This is a genomic window from Stenotrophomonas sp. 610A2 (assembly GCF_030549615.1).
Classification (GTDB): Bacteria; Pseudomonadota; Gammaproteobacteria; order Xanthomonadales; family Xanthomonadaceae; genus Stenotrophomonas; species Stenotrophomonas pigmentata.
Map to the genome: position 1 here is coordinate 3,796,266 of NZ_CP130832.1, position 17,461 is coordinate 3,813,726.

Below are 17,461 nucleotides of genomic sequence, written 5' to 3' on the forward strand. Positions count from 1 at the left end.
GTGCCATCAATCTTGATGTTGAGGAGAGACAACATGCATCGCAAGACTATGCTTTCGGCAGCCATCATCAGCTGTCTCGCTTTCGGCGCACACGCGCAGGAAGCCGCAAAGACCGCCACCGACCTGGACACCGTGACCGTCACGGGCATCCGCGCCAGTCTCGAAAAGTCGCTGGACACCAAGCGCAACAACGACACTGTCTCCGAGTCGATCACCGCCGAAGACATCGGCAAGTTCCCGAACACCAATGCCGCTGAAGCCATGGCACTGATCCCGGGCGTCACCATCGACCGCCGCTTTGGCCAGGGCGAGCGCGTCAGCATCGACGGCACCGATCCAAGCCTCAACCTGAGCTTCATCGATGGCCACCCGGTGGCCCAGGCTATCTGGCTGTACGGCGAATCGCCGAATCGCGGCTTCGACTACACCATGCTTGCCCCGGAAGTACTGGGACGCCTGGAAATCATCAAGTCCTCCGAGGCCCGTCTGCCGGAAGGCAGCCTCGGTGGCACGGTGATGATGCATTCACGCAAGCCGCTGGACATGGACGCCAACTCGGTCAGTGGCTCGGTCGGCTATAGCTACAACGACCAGGCCGAGAAGGGCAGCCCGAACATCTCGGTGCTGTACAGCTGGAAGAACGACGACTCCACCTGGGGCGTCAACGTCGCCGCACAGCGCCACGAAGAAAAGGTCGATCGCCAGGGCATCGAGATCTTCGGCTACAGCACCGTTGCCGACTTCGCCGCAGTCAATCCGAATGTTGCCGCACAGATCGCCAAGGGTGAGCTGCGTCCAACCGATCGCGTCGCCCAGGAAGTCAACGTTGCTTACTTCCAGCAGGAGCGCAAGCGCGACAGCGCATTGGTGAACCTGCAGTTCAAGCCCAACGACCAGTTCGAAGGCACTTTGAGCGGCCTGTACATCAAGGAGAACTTCGACAGCTACAACCAGTCGATGTACAACTTCATGACGCAGAACAACTCGTCCATGCAGGCCGTCGACTACTTCAACCCGACTGGCCCGGGCGGCTTCGTCACTGGCGGTCACACCAATGCCAATCCGGGTAGCGGCACCGGCATCATCTACGACAACCAGGTGCGTTTCTCGGAAGTCACGACCAAGGGTGTTGACCTGGACCTGCAGTATCGCGGTGACGGCTGGAAGCTGGGCGGCAAGATCGGCACCAGCAAGTCCGAGAACCCGAACATCAGCCAGTACCTGATCGAGCCGGTCTACAGCGGCGCCTACAGCTGGGACTACCGCAAGGGCTTCCAGGCCGACAATCAGGCTGACTACTACGATCCGGCCAACTGGGGCAACATCTTCGGCAACAACGGCGTGTTCAGTTCCGAAGCCAAGGACAAGTACGCGCAGCTGGATTTCAGCAAAAACTTCGACAGCATCTTCAACCAGCTTCTGGTCGGCGTGCGCCGCACCGAACATACCGAGAACTACGGCCTGGGCGTGTACGGCGGTGTTCGTACCGGCACACTGGCTGATGTCGGCACCATCGGCAACACCAACCTGCTCGGCAGCATGGGCGGCGTGTTCGGCAACACCAGCCACCACCCGCAGGTTGGCCAGGGCAACGTGATCAACTGGATCCATGGCAGCCCGGTGGATTACTCCCGCTCTGACGCTTCCAGCCTGTTGAACAACACCTGGGAACTGGAACAGAAGACAACCGCCGCCTACACGCAGCTGAACTTCTCCACCGGCGCCCTGCGCGGCAATGTTGGCCTTCGCTGGGTCCAGACCAAGACCGACAGCAGCGCTTATGTATATGGCGACAACGTACCGGTACTGCCGGCACCTGCCGACTGGTGGCAGACCAGCAAGAGCAAGAAGAGCAACATGCTGCCCTCGCTCAACCTTGTCTATGACAACGGCAGCGACGTGGTGCTGCGCGCATCCGCTGCCAAGGTCATCGCCTGGGCGCCGTACAACCTGATGTCGAACAACCTGTTCCTCAACGACACCATGATGACCGGCTCGGGCGGCAACCCGGATCTGGATCCGTACAAGGCCTACAACTTCAATCTGTCGGCCGAGTGGTATTTCGCACCGCAGTCGATCCTGGCCGGCTCCGTGTTCCTGAAGCAGACCCAGAACTACGTACTGCAGACCCCGGGCACCGAGCGCCGCTACAACTCGATGCGTGACAGCAACCCGGCAACCTGGGCTACTACCGTTGGTTCGCATGGCTGTCTGGCCGATGGCTTCTGCGACTACAGCGTCACCCGTCCGCGCAATGCTGGCGGCGCCAGCGTCCGCGGCTTCAACGTCAACTACCAGCAGGCGTTTGGCGATACCGGCCTGGGCCTGATTGCCAACTACACCTACGCGACTGGCGATACAGATGCGGGCAACAACATGCCCTATCTGTCGCGCAGCACCGTCAGCGTCAGCCCGTACTTTGAAAACGAGCAGTTCAGCGTCCGCGTCAACTACAACTGGCGCAGCAAGTACGAGGGCGTGGGCTATGTCGCTGGCGCACCGGCCGCAACCACCGCTGCGTATGCCGACCTGAGCGCCAGCCTGGGTTGGAACTTCACCGACAACCTGAGCCTTTCGCTGGATGCGATGAACCTGCTGAACGAGAAGTACAAGCAGTATGTTGCGCAGGAGGAGGCGCTGGCAGCGGAGTATTACACCGGCCGTCGCTACATGGCCAACCTGCGCTTCAAGTTCTGATCGATCCCGGCAAGCACCATCGCCGGTTAGCGTGACCCGCCGGGCCTGGATCATTCCGGGCCCGGTTTTTTTAGCCTTTGGCGTAGTGCCGAGCCATGCTCGGCAATGCCTTTGCCCCATGTAGTGCCGAGCCATGTCGGCATCGGCTTCGTTCGGCATTGCTTGCGCTGCCGAGCATGGCTCGGCACTACAACAACAGCAGCAACAGCTACACCTTGCCGAGCATGGCTCGGCACTACACAAGATTCCTGCGGCACTACACACTGCCGCCCAAGCACAGACAGGAGCTCCGCCCATGACGAAGTCCTTCCACAAGCGCAGCCGCGCGCCGTGGCTCAGCAGCTGCGTATTGCTGGGCATGTCCGCCCTGCAGGTACAGGCCGCCGACACCACCTCCGCCCCTTCGCTTGTCCCCCTGCCCGCCAGCTACCAGGCTGACGGCGGCAAGGACTTCGTGCTGAGCAGCGCCGCACGCGTCGGCGGCAACGATGAGGCCGCCCGCCGTGCCGCCACACAATTCGTGACCCTGCTGAAGCAGAACGGCGGCCCGACCCTGGCCATCGCCGACAATGCCAGCAAGGCGCAGATCCGCTTCCGCCTCGACCCTTCGGCAACCAATACCGCCGAAGGCTATGCACTGAAGGTTTCCAACACCGGCATCGATATCAGCGCCGGTGATGATGTCGGCCTGTTCTATGGCGCGGTCACGGCCGCACAGCTGCTGACCGGCAATACGCCCGGCCACGTCGCCGCCGCAACCATCAATGACACCCCGCGCTTCCCGTGGCGTGGCTTCATGCTGGACTCGGCACGCCACTTCCAGAGCATGGACGAGATCAAGAAGCTGCTCGATGCGATGGCGCAGCACAAACTCAATACCTTCCACTGGCATCTGACCGATGACCAGGGCTGGCGCATGGAGATCAAGCGTTACCCGAAGCTGACCGAAGTCGGCAGCTGCCGCGTGCCGCTGGGCGATGCCGGCATCAATGCCGCCACCGGCGAGCCGCGCCAGTACTGCGGCTACTACACGCAGGAACAGATCCGCGAAATCATCGCCTATGCGGCCGAGCGCCACATCCAGGTGATCCCGGAAATCGACGTCCCCGGCCACGCTACCGCCGCCATCGTTGCCTACCCGGAACTGGGCACCACCGAGCAGAAGCTGGTCATCGACAACCAGTGGGGCGTGTTCCCGAACCTGTTCAACACCGAGGAAGCGACTTTCCAGTTCCTCGAGAACGTTCTGGAAGAAGTGATCCAGATGTTCCCCTCCAAGTACGTGCATGTCGGCGGTGACGAAGCGGTCAAGGACCAGTGGATCGCTTCCAAGCGCGTGCAGGAGCGCATGCGTGAGCTCGGTGCAAAGAATGAAATGGAAATGCAGAGCCATATCATCAAGCGCCTGGAGAAGTTCCTTGAGCAGCACGACAAGCGCCTGATCGGCTGGGATGAGATCCTCGAAGGCGGCCTGCCGCCGGAAGCGACGGTGATGTCCTGGCGCGGTACCGAGGGTGGACTCAAGGCCGCCAGCGAAGGCCACGACGTGGTGATGTCGCCGGTCACCCACATGTACATGGATTACCTGCAGACCGAGTCGCCGAACGAGCCACCGGGCCGGCCGGCTACGATCACCCTGCAGAAAGCCTACGAGTTCGAGCCGGTACCGGCCGAGCTGGCAGCGGACAAGCGTTCGCACATCCTTGGCCTGCAAGCCAACATGTTCAACGAGCACACCCGCAACAACCAGAACCTGGAACACAACCTGTTCCCGCGCCTGGCTGCAGTGGCGGAAACCGGTTGGAGCCCGCAGGACAAGCGCAACTTCAGCAACTTCCTGCAGCGCCTGCCGCGCCAGTTGCAGCGCTACCAGGCGATGGACATCGCCTATGCGAAGACGCCGTTCCAGGTCGACATGATCGACAAGGGCGAGCACCGCACTGGCGCGGTGCAGGTGAGCTTGAACAATCCGCTGGGCTACCCGGTGCATTACACGTTGGATGGCAGCACGGTCACCGCCAGCTCGCCGCTGTACGCACAGCCGCTGCAGCTGAAGGTGCCGCTGCAGGTGCAGACCGCTGCGTTCTTTGACGGCAAGCCGCTGGCCGCCGCCAACACCTTCAAGCTCGACGCGGCATCGCTGCTGGTCCGCGAAGACACCCAGCTCGGCCTGTGCCCGAATGGCGGCAAGCTGCTGCTGCGCCTGGAAGACGATGGCCCGGCCGAAGGTCAGCGCGAAGTGTTCAACGTCAACATCTTCAACCCGTGCTGGTTGTGGAGCGATGTCGATCTGTCGGACGTGACCCGCATCAAGGTGCGTGCCGGCCGCATTCCGTACAACTTCCAGCTGGCCCATGACGAGCCGGCGCGAAAGTTCGCACCGGCGCGCACGGCTCACGGCGAGATGGAACTGCTGGCCAACTGCGAAGGCAAGCCGCTGGCATCGATCCCGCTGCCGGCCGATCCCGCCGCCGATGGCTTCCTGGAGCTGGATGCCACCATCACCGCCCCTGCGACCCGCGGTGACCTGTGTGTGCGCTTCACCGGCGACACCCGCCCCAACATGTGGACGCTGGACTGGATCAAGCTCGAACCGGGCAAGTGATCCACACAGTGGTTTGATGCAAGCAGAAGGCCACCGCATGCGGTGGCCTTCTGCCGTTTGGCGAGATGACTTGTGGGAGCGGCGTAAGCCGCGAAGCCACAGATGCAACTGCCTGCATATTCCTTGCTCGCCGGCCAACTGCATGTGCGTTTTCATCCGGGCGACGCGATGACCCTCGCTTCATTGCTGTCAGCTTCGCGGCTTACGCCGCTCCTGCAGCAACACGCCCTCCCCTCTCCTGGCCGATGGTTGTGGGAGCGGCGTAAGCCGCGAAGCCACGGTTACTTCAGCCGCCAGAAAGCCCGCTGGCCGGCGCCAGAGGCTTGCCTGAGGCATGGAACCTCTACCCCTCGGGGCTGCGGGCGTCGCGGCTGACGCTGCTCCCACAAGCCATCTGGCCATGCCAAAAAATTTCACGGACTGAAACTTGAGCCAGCAACCCTCATGCAAAACCTGCATTGAATTTCACATGAAACAAAAATACCTCCTTAAATCATTGAATTAGCTCATGCCATCGCTCCTGCGCTGCAATGAAAATTTTTTGCATCGCACCTTGACATCGTTGTCACGAAGCGCTGACACTCCGCATGCCGCAACGCCATCAGGTGTCGCGCAACTTCCAGGGGACGTGCGTGGTTGCCAGCCGGAATCCAACAGCCAAGCTGACCACTCCTGCATCTGCTGCGCCGCTGCTGGCCGCCGATGTGGGCGGCACCCACGTCCGCGTCGGGCTGGTGCAGCCGGGCAGCAGCGCCAGCGCGCCGATGCAGTTGCTGGCCTACCGCCAGTACCGCTGCGCCGACTACCCGGACCTGAGCAGCATCCTTGCCCAGTTCCCGGTTGACCGCGCCACCGTGCGCGAATGCGCCATCGCCAGTGCCGGCTATGCCCTGCCCGACGGCACCGTGATTTCCGCCAACCTGCCGTGGCCGCTGTCCTGCAACCGCATCCGAGACGACCTCGGCTTTGCCGCCGTGCACCTGGTCAATGACTTCGAAGCCGTTGCCCACGCCGCCGCGCACATCGACGACGGCGACGCGCTGCTGCTGAGCGGCCCCGCCGCTGCCAGCGAAGGCCCGGTGCTGATCGTCGGCCCCGGCACCGGCCTGGGCGCTGCACTCTGGATCCCCAATGGCAGCCGCTCGATGGTGCTGGCCACCGAAGCCGGCCAGGCCTCACTGAGCGCCAGCACTGAATTGGAGATGGCGGTGCTGCAGCAGATGCTGCAAGGGCGCAGCCATGTCGCCATCGAGCACGCGCTGTCAGGGCCGGGCCTGCTCAACCTGTACAACGCGCTGTGCGTGGTGCGTGACTGCCATGCAACGCACCGCACACCCGATGCGATCAGCGCCGCCGCCTGCGATGGCAGCGACCCGGTTGCCGAACAGACGCTGCAGCTGTTCTGCGCGATCCTCGGTTCAACCATTGGCGACATGGCGCTGCTGTACGGTGCCCAGGGTGGCATTTATCTGGCCGGCGGCATCCTGCCGAAGATCAGCCAGTTCCTATTGAACAGCAGCTTCGCCGAGCGCCTCCTCAACAAGGGGCCGATGCGCGAGGCGCTGCAACGCATTCCCGTGAAGTTGGTAGAGCACGGGCAACTGGGCGTCATCGGCGCCGCCAGTTGGTATCTGGGACGCAGGGAAATTGAACCCGTCGCGTCGAATCCGGCAGTACCGCAGGTGCATGGGGCTGTCTGCTCGTGCACGGGTTCCCACTGAAAAATCCGGCCGGTTCACCGGCATCCATCAATGATGAGGAGAGACATCATGAGGTACCGCAAGTCCGCATTATCCGCCGCCATCGTCACCTGCCTGAGCTTCTCCGCGCACGCGCAGGACGCAGGCCAGGAAGCCACCGAGCTTGACCGCGTTGTTGTCACCGGCATCCGCGCCAGCCTGCAGCAGTCGCTGGAAACCAAGCGCAATGCCGATGCCATCGTCGACGTGATCACCGCCGAGGACGTGGGCAAGTTCCCGGCCACCAACGTCGCTGAAGCGATGACCATCATCCCCGGCGTCACCATCGATCGCGCATACGGCCAAGGCGAAAAGGTGTCCATCCTGGGTACCGATCCGGCCTTGAACCGCACCCTGCTCAACGGCCAGTCGATCGCCTCGGGCGATTGGAACATGTCCGACTTCCCGACCCGCACCTTCAACTACTCGCTGCTGGCGCCGGAAGTGGTCGGAAAGCTGGAAGTGTTCAAGTCGCCCGAAGCACGCATCGATGAAGGCTCCATCGGCGGCACCGTGATCGTCTCCACGCGCAAGCCACTGGACATGCCGGAGAAGGTCAGCGTTTCCGGCCGCGTCAGCTATGGCCGCAATGATCGCGTCGAGAAAACCGACCCAAGCGCCTCCGCCGCCTTCGCCTGGAAGAACGAAGCCGAGACCTTCGGCGTCATCGTTTCGGCACAGGCCTCGAACGAAAGCATCCGCCGCGACGGCATCGAGTCCTACGGCATCGTCCGCGCGAAGGACTACATCGGCGGCCTCGGCGGCTCCAATGGTTCGGTAACCAACCTGCCGACCGACTGGTCGGTGGCACCCAACCCGGATGGCTCCCAGCCCACCTCGCCGGCAACCTGCGTAGGCAAGTGTGCCGAGACGCTGTACGCCAACCCGGACGCGGTCGGCCCGAACTCGACCAGCGCGCACTTCTTCGAACAGGAACGTGAGCGCAAGACCTACTCGCTGGCACTGCAGTTCAAGCCCGTCGAGCAGATGAACATCGAGTTGAACGCGCTGAAGATCAACGCCAACTTCGATCACATGGCGCAGTCCATGTTCACCCACCAGGGCAATACCTGGAACAGCCTGAAGACGCTCACCGACATCACCGTCAAGGATGGCCTGATCACCAGCGCCAGCCACAAGAACGGCCTAGTCGTGTTCGACCTGCAGAACCGTCGTGCGCAGGTGGATTCGGCAACCTACGACATCAAGGTTGACTGGAACGACGAGCGCTGGTTCGCCTCCACCCACATCGGCCGCACCAAGGCCGACGGCGGCCCGAAGCAGGTGTTCGGTGAGTTCCTCGCACGTACCGATTACACCTGGTCGATCGCCGATGCTCCGGGCAAGCCGGGCAGCGTCGAGTTCACCGGCGCCAATCCCTTCCTGAATCCCGACCAGTTCCAGATGGATGGCGGCTGGGGCGCAGACCCGACCAAGCCGACCTGGAACACCGGCTGGGGCGGGAACCTGGTCGAGAAGCCCACCACCGACAAGGAAACCTACGGCCAGGTCGACTTCGGCATCAAGCTCGACTCGCCGGTCTACCTGGTGCGCTTCGGCTACAAGCAGCGCAAGCATGAGACCACCCAGATCCAGCGCGGCATCGGCCTGGCATCGGTGGCTGGCTATGGCGACGCCAAGGCCTCGGATTTCGATCCGCGCGAGCTGCCCGACAACTACCTGAAGGGTTTCAGCGGCTACGGCGATCTTGGCGAGCGCTTCACCATCGATGGCTGGAAGCTGGCCGACTACATCACCAGCGGCAAGTGGCTGGCACCGTGGCAGACCATGCCGGTGGTATCGCCGTTCAGCGCCGAGGAATTCGCCCGCAACAACTGGTCCATCAATGAAGACATCGGTGCTGCCTATGTGCAGGCCGACTTCAGCCTGGACCGCGTGCGCGGCAACATCGGCGTGCGTTACGTCACCACCGACCTGGAATCGGGCAGCTATGCCTGCAACACCGGCCTGGCCGGCTGCACCCAGGCCAGCTGGTCCGCCGAGAAGCTGGCCGCGTCCTATGACCGCGTGGTGCAGAAGAACAAGTACAACAACCTGCTGCCGAACTTGAACGTCGCCTTCGACGCCACCGACAGCTTGGTGCTGCGCGGCTCCGTCGCCAAGACCATGGCACGCCCGAACTACACCGATGTCTCGTCCTACCTGTGGCTGTCCGATACCGCGCTGACCGGCGGTGGCGGCAACCCCAACCTGAAGCCCTACCTGTCGACCAACGTGGACTTCTCGGCGGAATGGTACTTCTCGGAGAACGCGATCCTCGCCGGCTCGATCTTCTACCGCGATGTTTCCGATTACATCCTCACCGAGTCGACCCCGGAAACCCATTGGAACCAGAACCAGAACAAGAACGACACCTATCTGGTCGACCGCCCGCGCAACGCTGGTGACGCCAAGATCAAGGGCTACTCCATCGCCTGGCAACAGAACTTCGGCGCAGGTTTTGGTGTCATCGCCAACTACACCTACTCCGATGGCGAAGCGACCGACAACCGCCCGCTGCCGTTCAACTCGAAGAACCAGTTCAACATCAGTCCGTTCTTCGAGAACGACACCTGGACCGCTCGCGTCACCTACGGCTGGCGTGACAAGTACTTCACCCAGGTCAGCGCAGGCCGTGAGCTGTGGACCATGGATTACGCCTCTCTGGATGCGTCGGTGGCATTCAAGATCACCGAGAACCTGTCGGTCGGCCTGGATGCGATGAACCTGCTGGACGAGGAGTACCACTCCTACTCCGGCGTCGAGCAGCTCACCCGCGGTGCTTACCTGAGCGGCCGTCGTTACAACGCTTCGCTGCGCTTCAACTTCTAAGCCAGCAGCAACGCAATACCTGTTTTTCCGCTGTTCTTTCTCCTCCAGCGGGCCTGGGTTTTCCAGGCCCGCTTTTTTTTATGCCTGCACGATGGCAGTGCCTTCACTACGGAATGCCGGTTATCAATGAATCAAACTTAAACATAATTTTCATTCCATGACGGAAATTCAATAAAACCATTTCACTCGATATGAAAAGAAAAACTGTTTCAAGTACAGAACGCCTTAAATAAGCACTCATTGCGATGAAAATCATCTTTTAAATTCCACGATTTTCATGAAAATTATTTTTGCAAAACCAATTAAAGGCACGCACACTCCACCCCCAGCTGGACGACGGTAGTTACCCGCCACACCCACCCATCGAGGAATGACGTGGACAAGCAAGGCCGGCAGTACATCCGATTGATTCCCAACGGCGTCCGCCATGAGGCGCTCTCGATTCCTGCTGCAACCGGCCTGATCTGAACTGACACCGCGTTCGAAACGGGCCGCCACCAGGCTGCCCGTGATGTTTCTCCGCACGCCCGACGGGATGCGGGAATCACTGGCCGGCAGCACCTGCTGGCCATCCATCAGCAAAGGGAGAGAGACCTTTGAACCACCGCAAGTCGCAGTTAACCGCCGCAATCGTCAGCTGTCTGGCAATCAGCTTTGCGGCCAGCGCACAGGAAGCGCAGCCCGATGCAACCGAACTGGACCGCGTCGTTGTCACCGGCATCCGCGCCAGCCTGCAGCAGTCACTTGAGTCCAAGCGCAATGCCGACAGCATCGTCGACGTCATCACCGCCGAAGACGTGGGCAAATTCCCGGCAACCAACGTCGCAGAAGCGATGACGATCATCCCCGGCGTCACCATCGACCGCGCCTACGGCCAGGGCGAACGTGTCAGCATCCTCGGCGTCGATCCGGCCTTGAACCGCACCCTGCTCAACGGCCAATCCATCGCCTCGGGCGACTGGAACATGTCCGATTTCCCGACCCGCACCTTCAACTACTCGCTACTGGCACCGGAACTGGTTGGCAAGGTAGAAGTATTCAAATCACCGGAGTCGCGCCTGGACGAGGGCTCCATCGGTGGCACGGTAAACGTATCCACCCGCAAGCCACTGGATATGCCCGAACAAATCAGTATCACCGGACGGGTGAACTATTCGCGCAACGACCGCGTCGAGAAGACCGACCCGAGCGCATCTGCTGCATTTGGCTGGAAGAACGCCAATGAGACCTTCGGCTTCATCCTTTCTGCACAATCCAGCAACGAGAGCATCCGTCGTGACGGCATCGAGTCGTACAACACGGTTCGCGCCAAGAACTACCGCGATGGTCTGGATGGCGTTGCAGGCTCGGTCAACAACACCGCATTCGACTGGTCCAAGCCACCGAATCCGGACGGGTCGCAGCCGCGTCTGCCAGGTACCTGCCAAGGCGCCTGCGCCGACGCGTTGAACGCGAACCCCGAGGCCATCGGCCCCAGCACCATCAGCGCCCATTTCTTCGAGCAGAAGCGCGAGCGCAATACTTACTCGGCCTCACTGCAGTTCAAGCCGATCGAGCAGTTGAACATTGAACTGAATGGATTGAAGGTCGACGCCAACTTCGACCACATGGCGCAGTCGATGTTCGCCTGGCCAGGCAACACCTACGGTAGCCTGATGACACTGACCGATGTCACCATCGAGGATGGCATCATCACCGGTGGCAAGCACAAGAACGGCCGGATGGTCTTCGACCTGCAGAACCGTCGCGCCAAGATCGAATCAGAAACCTATGACGTCAAGGTCGACTGGAACAGCGAACGCTGGTTCGCATCCAGCCATGTCGGCAGCACCAAAGCCGAAGGTGGCCCCAAGCAGGTCTACGCCAGCTTCCTCGCCCACACCGATTACGAGTGGTCCATCGCCAACGGTCCCGGCAGCCCCGGCACACTGAAGATCACTGGTGAAAACCCTTTCACCGACCCAAGCATGTTCCGCATGGATGGTGGCTATGCCAACCCGTGGCATACCGACGCGCCCACCCAGAACAACTGGCGCAGTGGCTGGGGCGGCAACCTGATTGAAAAGCCGACGCTGGACAAGGAGACCTATGGTCAGGTCGATTTCGGCTTCAAGCTCGACTCGCCGGTCTACCTGATCCGCGCCGGCTACAAACAGCGCTCACACGAAACCGGACAAATCCAGCGTGGCGTGGTGTTGGATGCGATCTCGACCTATGGCGATGCGACGGCCGACATGTTCGACCCGCGCCCGCTTCCGAACAATTACCTCGATGGCTTCAGCGGCTACGGCGACCTTGGCAACCGCTTCACCATTGATGGCTGGAAGCTGGCCGACTACATCAGCAGTGACAAGTGGCTGGCCCCCTGGCAGAGCAAGCCGGTACCTACCACACTTGGCAATCTGGAATTCGTACGCAATACCTGGACCATCGAGGAAGACATCAAGGCAGCCTACGTGCAGGCGGACTTCAGCTTCGACCGTCTGCGCGGCAATTTCGGCGTGCGTTATGTCCGTACCGAGTCCGCCTCCAGTGCCTACGAATGCAACACTGGCCTGCCAAGCTGCACTCAACGCGAATGGACCCAGGAGCGCATTGCTTCCTCGTTCGACTACGTGACCCGCAGCAGCAAGTACAACAGCGTTCTCCCCAACCTCAACCTTGTGTATGAGGCCAGCGACGATCTGGTACTGCGCTTGTCCGCAGCCAAGACCATGGCACGCCCGGGTTACTCGGATCTGTCCAGCTACATGTGGCTGTCGGACCAGACCCTGACGGGTGCGGCCGGCAACCCGAAACTAAATCCGTATCGTTCCAGCAACCTCGATTTCTCGGCAGAGTGGTACTTCAGCGAGGGCGCGATCCTGGCCGGCTCACTGTTCTATCGCGATGTTGCCGATTACATCGTCAACGTCGCACAGGACGAAAGCCACTGGAACGACAACCAGCGTGACGAAGCCATCTATCGGGTCGATCGCCCGATCAACGGTGGCGATGCCAAGATCAAGGGCGCGTCCCTGGCGTGGCAACAGAATCTTGGTGCAGGCTTTGGCATCATCGCCAACTACACGTATTCCGATGGTGAAGCCAGCAACGGCAGCCCGCTCCCGTACAACTCGAAGAACCAGTTCAATATCAGTCCCTACTTCGAGAAAGACCGCCTGGCTGCACGCATCACCTACAACTGGCGCGACAAGTACTTCACCCGCATCAACGGAAGCCAGGAACTGTGGACCATGGACTACCACTCGCTGGATGCATCGGTGACCTACAAGATCACGGATTACCTGAGCGTGGGCCTGGAGGGCATGAACCTGCTCGATGAGCAGTACCACAGCTACTTCGGCAACGAAAAGCTGCTCAATGGTGCTTACAAGAGTGGCCGCCGCTACATGGCATCACTGCGCTTTGCCTTCTAAGCCGTAAAGCATCTACACCTGGCGGGAGTGGACATCGCTCCCGCCAGTTTCCTGACAGCCAACCAGCACGCATCGGGCATCACTGCATGGAACAGCCAAGCGCAAGCACCCTTCATCGCCACCTTCCGCCAATGGCGCTGCTTGCCTGCCTGCTGTTGTTGCCGACACACATTGCACGCGCCACCGAAGGTTTCTCCGGCTACTGGCTCGGCGAAATCGGCAGCCCGCGCGAAAAAGTCAGCATCGGCCTGAACCTGCAAGCCGATGCCAACGGCCGCTATGACATGCAACTGGATCTACCCATAGCCCATTTGCGCTCCTTGCCCCTGCATGGCAAGGCAGACCTTGATGACAGCAACACACTGGTTCACCGCAACCTGCACATGGCACTGCGCATGCAGGGCGAGGAACTGACAGGCACCTTGCTGGGCAGCGGTGAACGCCTGCGACTGCGTCGCGGCGAACCGGGCACCTTGCCCTCTGCGAGCTCGGCCGAGACCTCACCCCAGTCCTTGCCAGGTCCACGCTGGAAGACCCATCTTGGCGGCCAGATCTTCGCCTCACCGGTGATCGCCGACGGCACTGCCTACGTCGGCACCACTGCTGGCTCCTTGTTTGCCGTCGATCTTGCCAGCGGTGGCCTGCGCTGGGCGAGCGCCGTGGGTTACCCGGTCTATGCGGCCGCATTGGTGACCGACGATGCGGTATTCATCAGCAGCGATGGTGGCTACCTGCACAGGCTTGACCGCCAGACCGGCCAAGAGCAATGGCGCTCCTCCATCCAGGACGCGCGCAGCAGTCGCGAGCCGCCGCAGCCACAATCGACGGCCTGGGAGTGGCAGGGCCCGCGTCCACTGCTCGTCAATGGCCAGATCCATATCGGCGGCAACGACGGCAGCATCCAGGCACTGGACATGCGCACTGGCGCCAGCCGTTGGAAGCGGCAACTTGCCGGACGCATCCAGCACGGCCTGGCCAGCGACGGCACGCAGTTATTCGTGGTCAACGAAGGCGGTGTCGTGCAGGCACTCAATGCGCGCACCGGCACTCCGCTATGGCAGTACCGTCTCGCCGCGCGCCCAGGCGCGGCACCGGTGGTGCACCGCGGCCGCGTGTTCTGCAATGACCGCAGCGGGGTGCTGCATGCCATCGATGCAAGGACCGGCAATGCGCTTTGGCTTACCCAGTTCTGGACCTCATGGATCGAGTCCGAACCATCCTTCGATGGCAACACGCTCTACATAGGTTCCTCGGACCTGCACAAGATAAGTGCAATCGACATCATCAGTGGACGCGTGTTGTGGCGCACCGATGTCGGTGGCTGGAGCTGGGGTACGCCGCAGCCGCTGGGTGATCACCTGCTGATCGGCATGGCAGCAGGCCATCCGTATTTTCTTGAGCACGGCGCAGGAATAGGCATCCTGGACAGACGCGACGGCCGCTTGCTCGCCACCCATGCATTGCCACAAGGGCGCGGCTTCCAATGGGGCATCGCCGGCAACCTGGCGCTTCAGGCCGATGTGCTGGTTGCCGCGGATATCGAAGGCGTGCTGATGGGATTTGCACTTGATGCGATGATCCAGTCCAGTACCGCCAACACAGCGCAGGCCAGCGCCGCGCCATCTGCCTTGCATTTCCTCCCCCAGCGGATCGCAGCAACCGCAACATCAACTGCAAACGCAACAGCGGCCGTCAGTACGCCAGCCGCCAACAACAAGGATCCATGATGCACCGACACCGACTTTCCAGCCATGCCCTGCACGCTGCGCTGCTGCTCGCCCTGGGCGCCGCCAGCGGCCATGCAGGTGCTGCCACCACTAGTGCAGGCACCCAACTGTTGCCGGTCGAAGTAACAGGCGCCAGCATCATTCCGCGCCCCGTGTCGGTACTGCCGGGCAATGGTCGCTTCGTGGTCGATGCCTCCACCCGCGTGATCGTCGCTGACGGCGCCAGTGAGGTCGCCGCACAGTTCACCCAGCTGCTGGCGCGCACCACGCCGTTGCAGCTCAAGCCCAGCAGCAGTGGCCAGGCCAAGGGCGCCATCCAGTTCCGGATCAACAAGCCTGCTGCCAATGCCACATCCAGCGAAAGCTATTCGCTGCGCATCAACAGCGATGGCGTATTGGTGGAAGCCAGCGACGCGCGCGGTCTGTTCTATGGCGCGATGTCGCTGTGGCAGCTGCTCGCCGCCGCACCCACGAACACCGTCACCTTGCCGGCGATGCAGATTGAAGATGCGCCGCGTTTCAGCTGGCGTGGCTTCATGCTCGACTCGGCGCGGCACTTCCAGAGCATCGACGACATCAAGTTGATCCTTGATGCGATGGCCACGCACAAGCTCAATACCTTCCATTGGCATCTCACCGATGACCAGGGCTGGCGCATGGAGATCAAGCGCTACCCGAAGCTGACCGAGGTCGGCAGCTGCCGCGCGGCGGCGGGCGAAGCCGGCATCGGACCCGATGGCAAGCCGCACCTGTACTGCGGTTACTACACGCAGGAACAGATCCGCGACGTGGTGGCCTATGCCGCCGCGCGCCACATCACCGTTGTGCCCGAGATCGACGTTCCCGGTCATGCACAGGCCGCGGTGGCCGCCTACCCCGAACACGGGGTTGTCGATGGCCCGACCCAACCGTCAGCGAACTGGGGCGTGAATCCCTACCTGTTCAACCCGCGCGAGGAAACCCTGCAGTTCCTCGAGAACATCCTTACCGAAGTGCTGGAGATGTTCCCCGGCCAGTACATCCACATCGGCGGAGACGAGGCGGTGAAGTACCAGTGGCAGGATTCGCCGCAGGTGCAAGCGTATATCCGCGAGCTCGGCCTGAAGGACGAGGAAGCATTGCAGTCGCATATGCTCAAGCGGCTGGAGAAATACCTGGAAGACCACGACCGCAAGCTGATCGGCTGGGACGAGATCATCGAAGGCGGCCTGCCGCCGCAGGCCACGGTGATGTCCTGGCGTGGCATCGAAGGCGGTATCGAGGCGGCCACCCATGGCCACGACGTGGTGATGACGCCGGGCAATACCTTGTACCTGGATTTCCTGCAGACCAATCTGCCGGAAGAACCCACCGGCCGCCCCAAATTCACCTCGATGCAGCGCGTCTACGCCTTCGACCCGGTGCCGGCCGAGCTGACCCCGGCGCAGCGCAAGCACGTGATCGGCGTGCAGGCCAATATGTGGACCGAGCACACCCGCAACGGCAAGGATCTCAAGCACAACGTTTTCCCGCGCCTGGCGGCACTGTCCGAAATCGCCTGGACGCCGCTGCAGAACAAGAGCTACGACGACTTCCTCGCACGCCTGCCGGCGCAGTTGCAGCGCTACAAGGCGCTGGGCATCGCCTATGGCCAGACCGCGCTGTCGGTGGCGATGAAGCGCCAGGATGATCGTGCAGCTGAAAAGGTAACGGTGGAACTGTCCAACCCGCTCAGCTACCGCGACATCCGCTACACCACCGATGGCAGCACGCCGACCGCACAGTCACCGGCCTACCCCGGCGCACTGACCTTGCCGGTGCCGAGCGTACTGACCGCGCTGACCTTCTTCAACGGCAAGCCGGTGGCCGACAAGCCCAGCCAGTGGAATTTCGATGCGCAGTCACTGCTGACGCGCAACGACAAGACCCTGGCCCAATGCCCGCAGGGCGGCCGTCTGTTGTTGCGCCTGGTCGACGACAACCCGCTGCACGGTGAGCGTGACAACTTCGACGTCAGCATCTTCAACCCATGCTGGTTGTGGGAAGACGCGCAATTGCAGGACATCGCCTCGATCAAGGTCCGTGCCGGTCGCATTCCCTACAATTTCGGCCTGCTGCGGCCCGAGGAGGCCAAGCGCGGTTTCCGCAAGCCGGTGAGCCAGTACGGCGAGTTTGAAGTGCGCGCTGGTTGCGAGGGCCGTGTGCTGGCCACGGTGCCGCTGCCGCAGCAGCCGGGCAAGGATGGCTTCATTGAACTGGAGGCGCCGCTGCAAGCTGGTGCCATGCAGATCACCGACCTGTGCATGACCTTCAGCGGCGATACCCGTCCGCAGATGTGGGTGCTGGACCAGGTACATCTGCAGCCGAAGAAGTAAGACCCCGGGAGAGATTCCCGGGAAGGTGCGGTGCGGTACGTGAGTCCTCTCCACCCACGTCCCGCACCGCACCGACTTTGCAAAATCA

8 protein-coding genes are annotated in these 17,461 nt (G+C 61.8%); 7 read left to right on the forward strand and 1 reads right to left on the reverse strand.

Translation table 11 applies throughout. The annotated features are described in order from the left end of the window. Window positions 1–33: 33 nt before the first annotated feature. From Q5Z11_RS16875 to Q5Z11_RS16890, 4 genes are all read left to right on the forward strand, one after another. Window positions 34–2,697, forward strand: a complete 2,664-nt coding sequence (locus tag Q5Z11_RS16875) for a TonB-dependent receptor (RefSeq protein WP_303747464.1) — start codon at window positions 34–36, stop codon at window positions 2,695–2,697. Between the two features lie 295 nt (window positions 2,698–2,992). Beyond that, the gene (locus tag Q5Z11_RS16880; protein ID WP_303747465.1) at window positions 2,993–5,302 is read left to right on the forward strand and encodes a beta-N-acetylhexosaminidase; all 2,310 of its coding nucleotides are present in this window, start codon (window positions 2,993–2,995) and stop codon (window positions 5,300–5,302) included. Window positions 5,303–5,889: 587 nt separating this feature from the next. After that, window positions 5,890–7,023, forward strand: a complete 1,134-nt coding sequence (locus Q5Z11_RS16885; protein WP_303747466.1) for a glucokinase — start codon at window positions 5,890–5,892, stop codon at window positions 7,021–7,023. Between the two features lie 48 nt (window positions 7,024–7,071). Further along, window positions 7,072–9,873 carry a TonB-dependent receptor gene (locus Q5Z11_RS16890; RefSeq protein WP_303747467.1) on the forward strand — a complete coding sequence of 934 codons (2,802 nt, stop codon included), beginning with the start codon at window positions 7,072–7,074 and terminating at the stop codon, window positions 9,871–9,873. Between the two features lie 252 nt (window positions 9,874–10,125). Here the strand turns inward: Q5Z11_RS16890 and Q5Z11_RS16895 are convergent, their stop codons facing one another. Then, the gene (locus tag Q5Z11_RS16895; protein ID WP_303747468.1) at window positions 10,126–10,455 is read right to left on the reverse strand and encodes a hypothetical protein; all 330 of its coding nucleotides are present in this window, start codon (window positions 10,453–10,455) and stop codon (window positions 10,126–10,128) included. A 14-nt stretch (window positions 10,456–10,469) separates the two neighbouring features. Between Q5Z11_RS16895 and Q5Z11_RS16900 the strand changes: the two genes are divergently transcribed. From Q5Z11_RS16900 to Q5Z11_RS16910, 3 genes are all read left to right on the forward strand, one after another. Next, a complete protein-coding gene (locus Q5Z11_RS16900; RefSeq protein ID WP_303747469.1) occupies window positions 10,470–13,292 on the forward strand; it encodes a TonB-dependent receptor in 2,823 nt (940 codons plus the stop codon). A gap of 131 nt (window positions 13,293–13,423) precedes the next feature. Next, window positions 13,424–15,019: an outer membrane protein assembly factor BamB family protein gene (locus tag Q5Z11_RS16905; protein WP_303747470.1), complete on the forward strand. Its 1,596-nt coding sequence runs from the start codon at window positions 13,424–13,426 to the stop codon at window positions 15,017–15,019. Beyond that, a complete protein-coding gene (locus Q5Z11_RS16910) occupies window positions 15,016–17,373 on the forward strand; it encodes a beta-N-acetylhexosaminidase (RefSeq protein WP_303747471.1) in 2,358 nt (785 codons plus the stop codon). Before Q5Z11_RS16905 ends, Q5Z11_RS16910 begins: the two co-directional genes overlap by 4 nt. Window positions 17,374–17,461 lie beyond the last annotated feature (88 nt).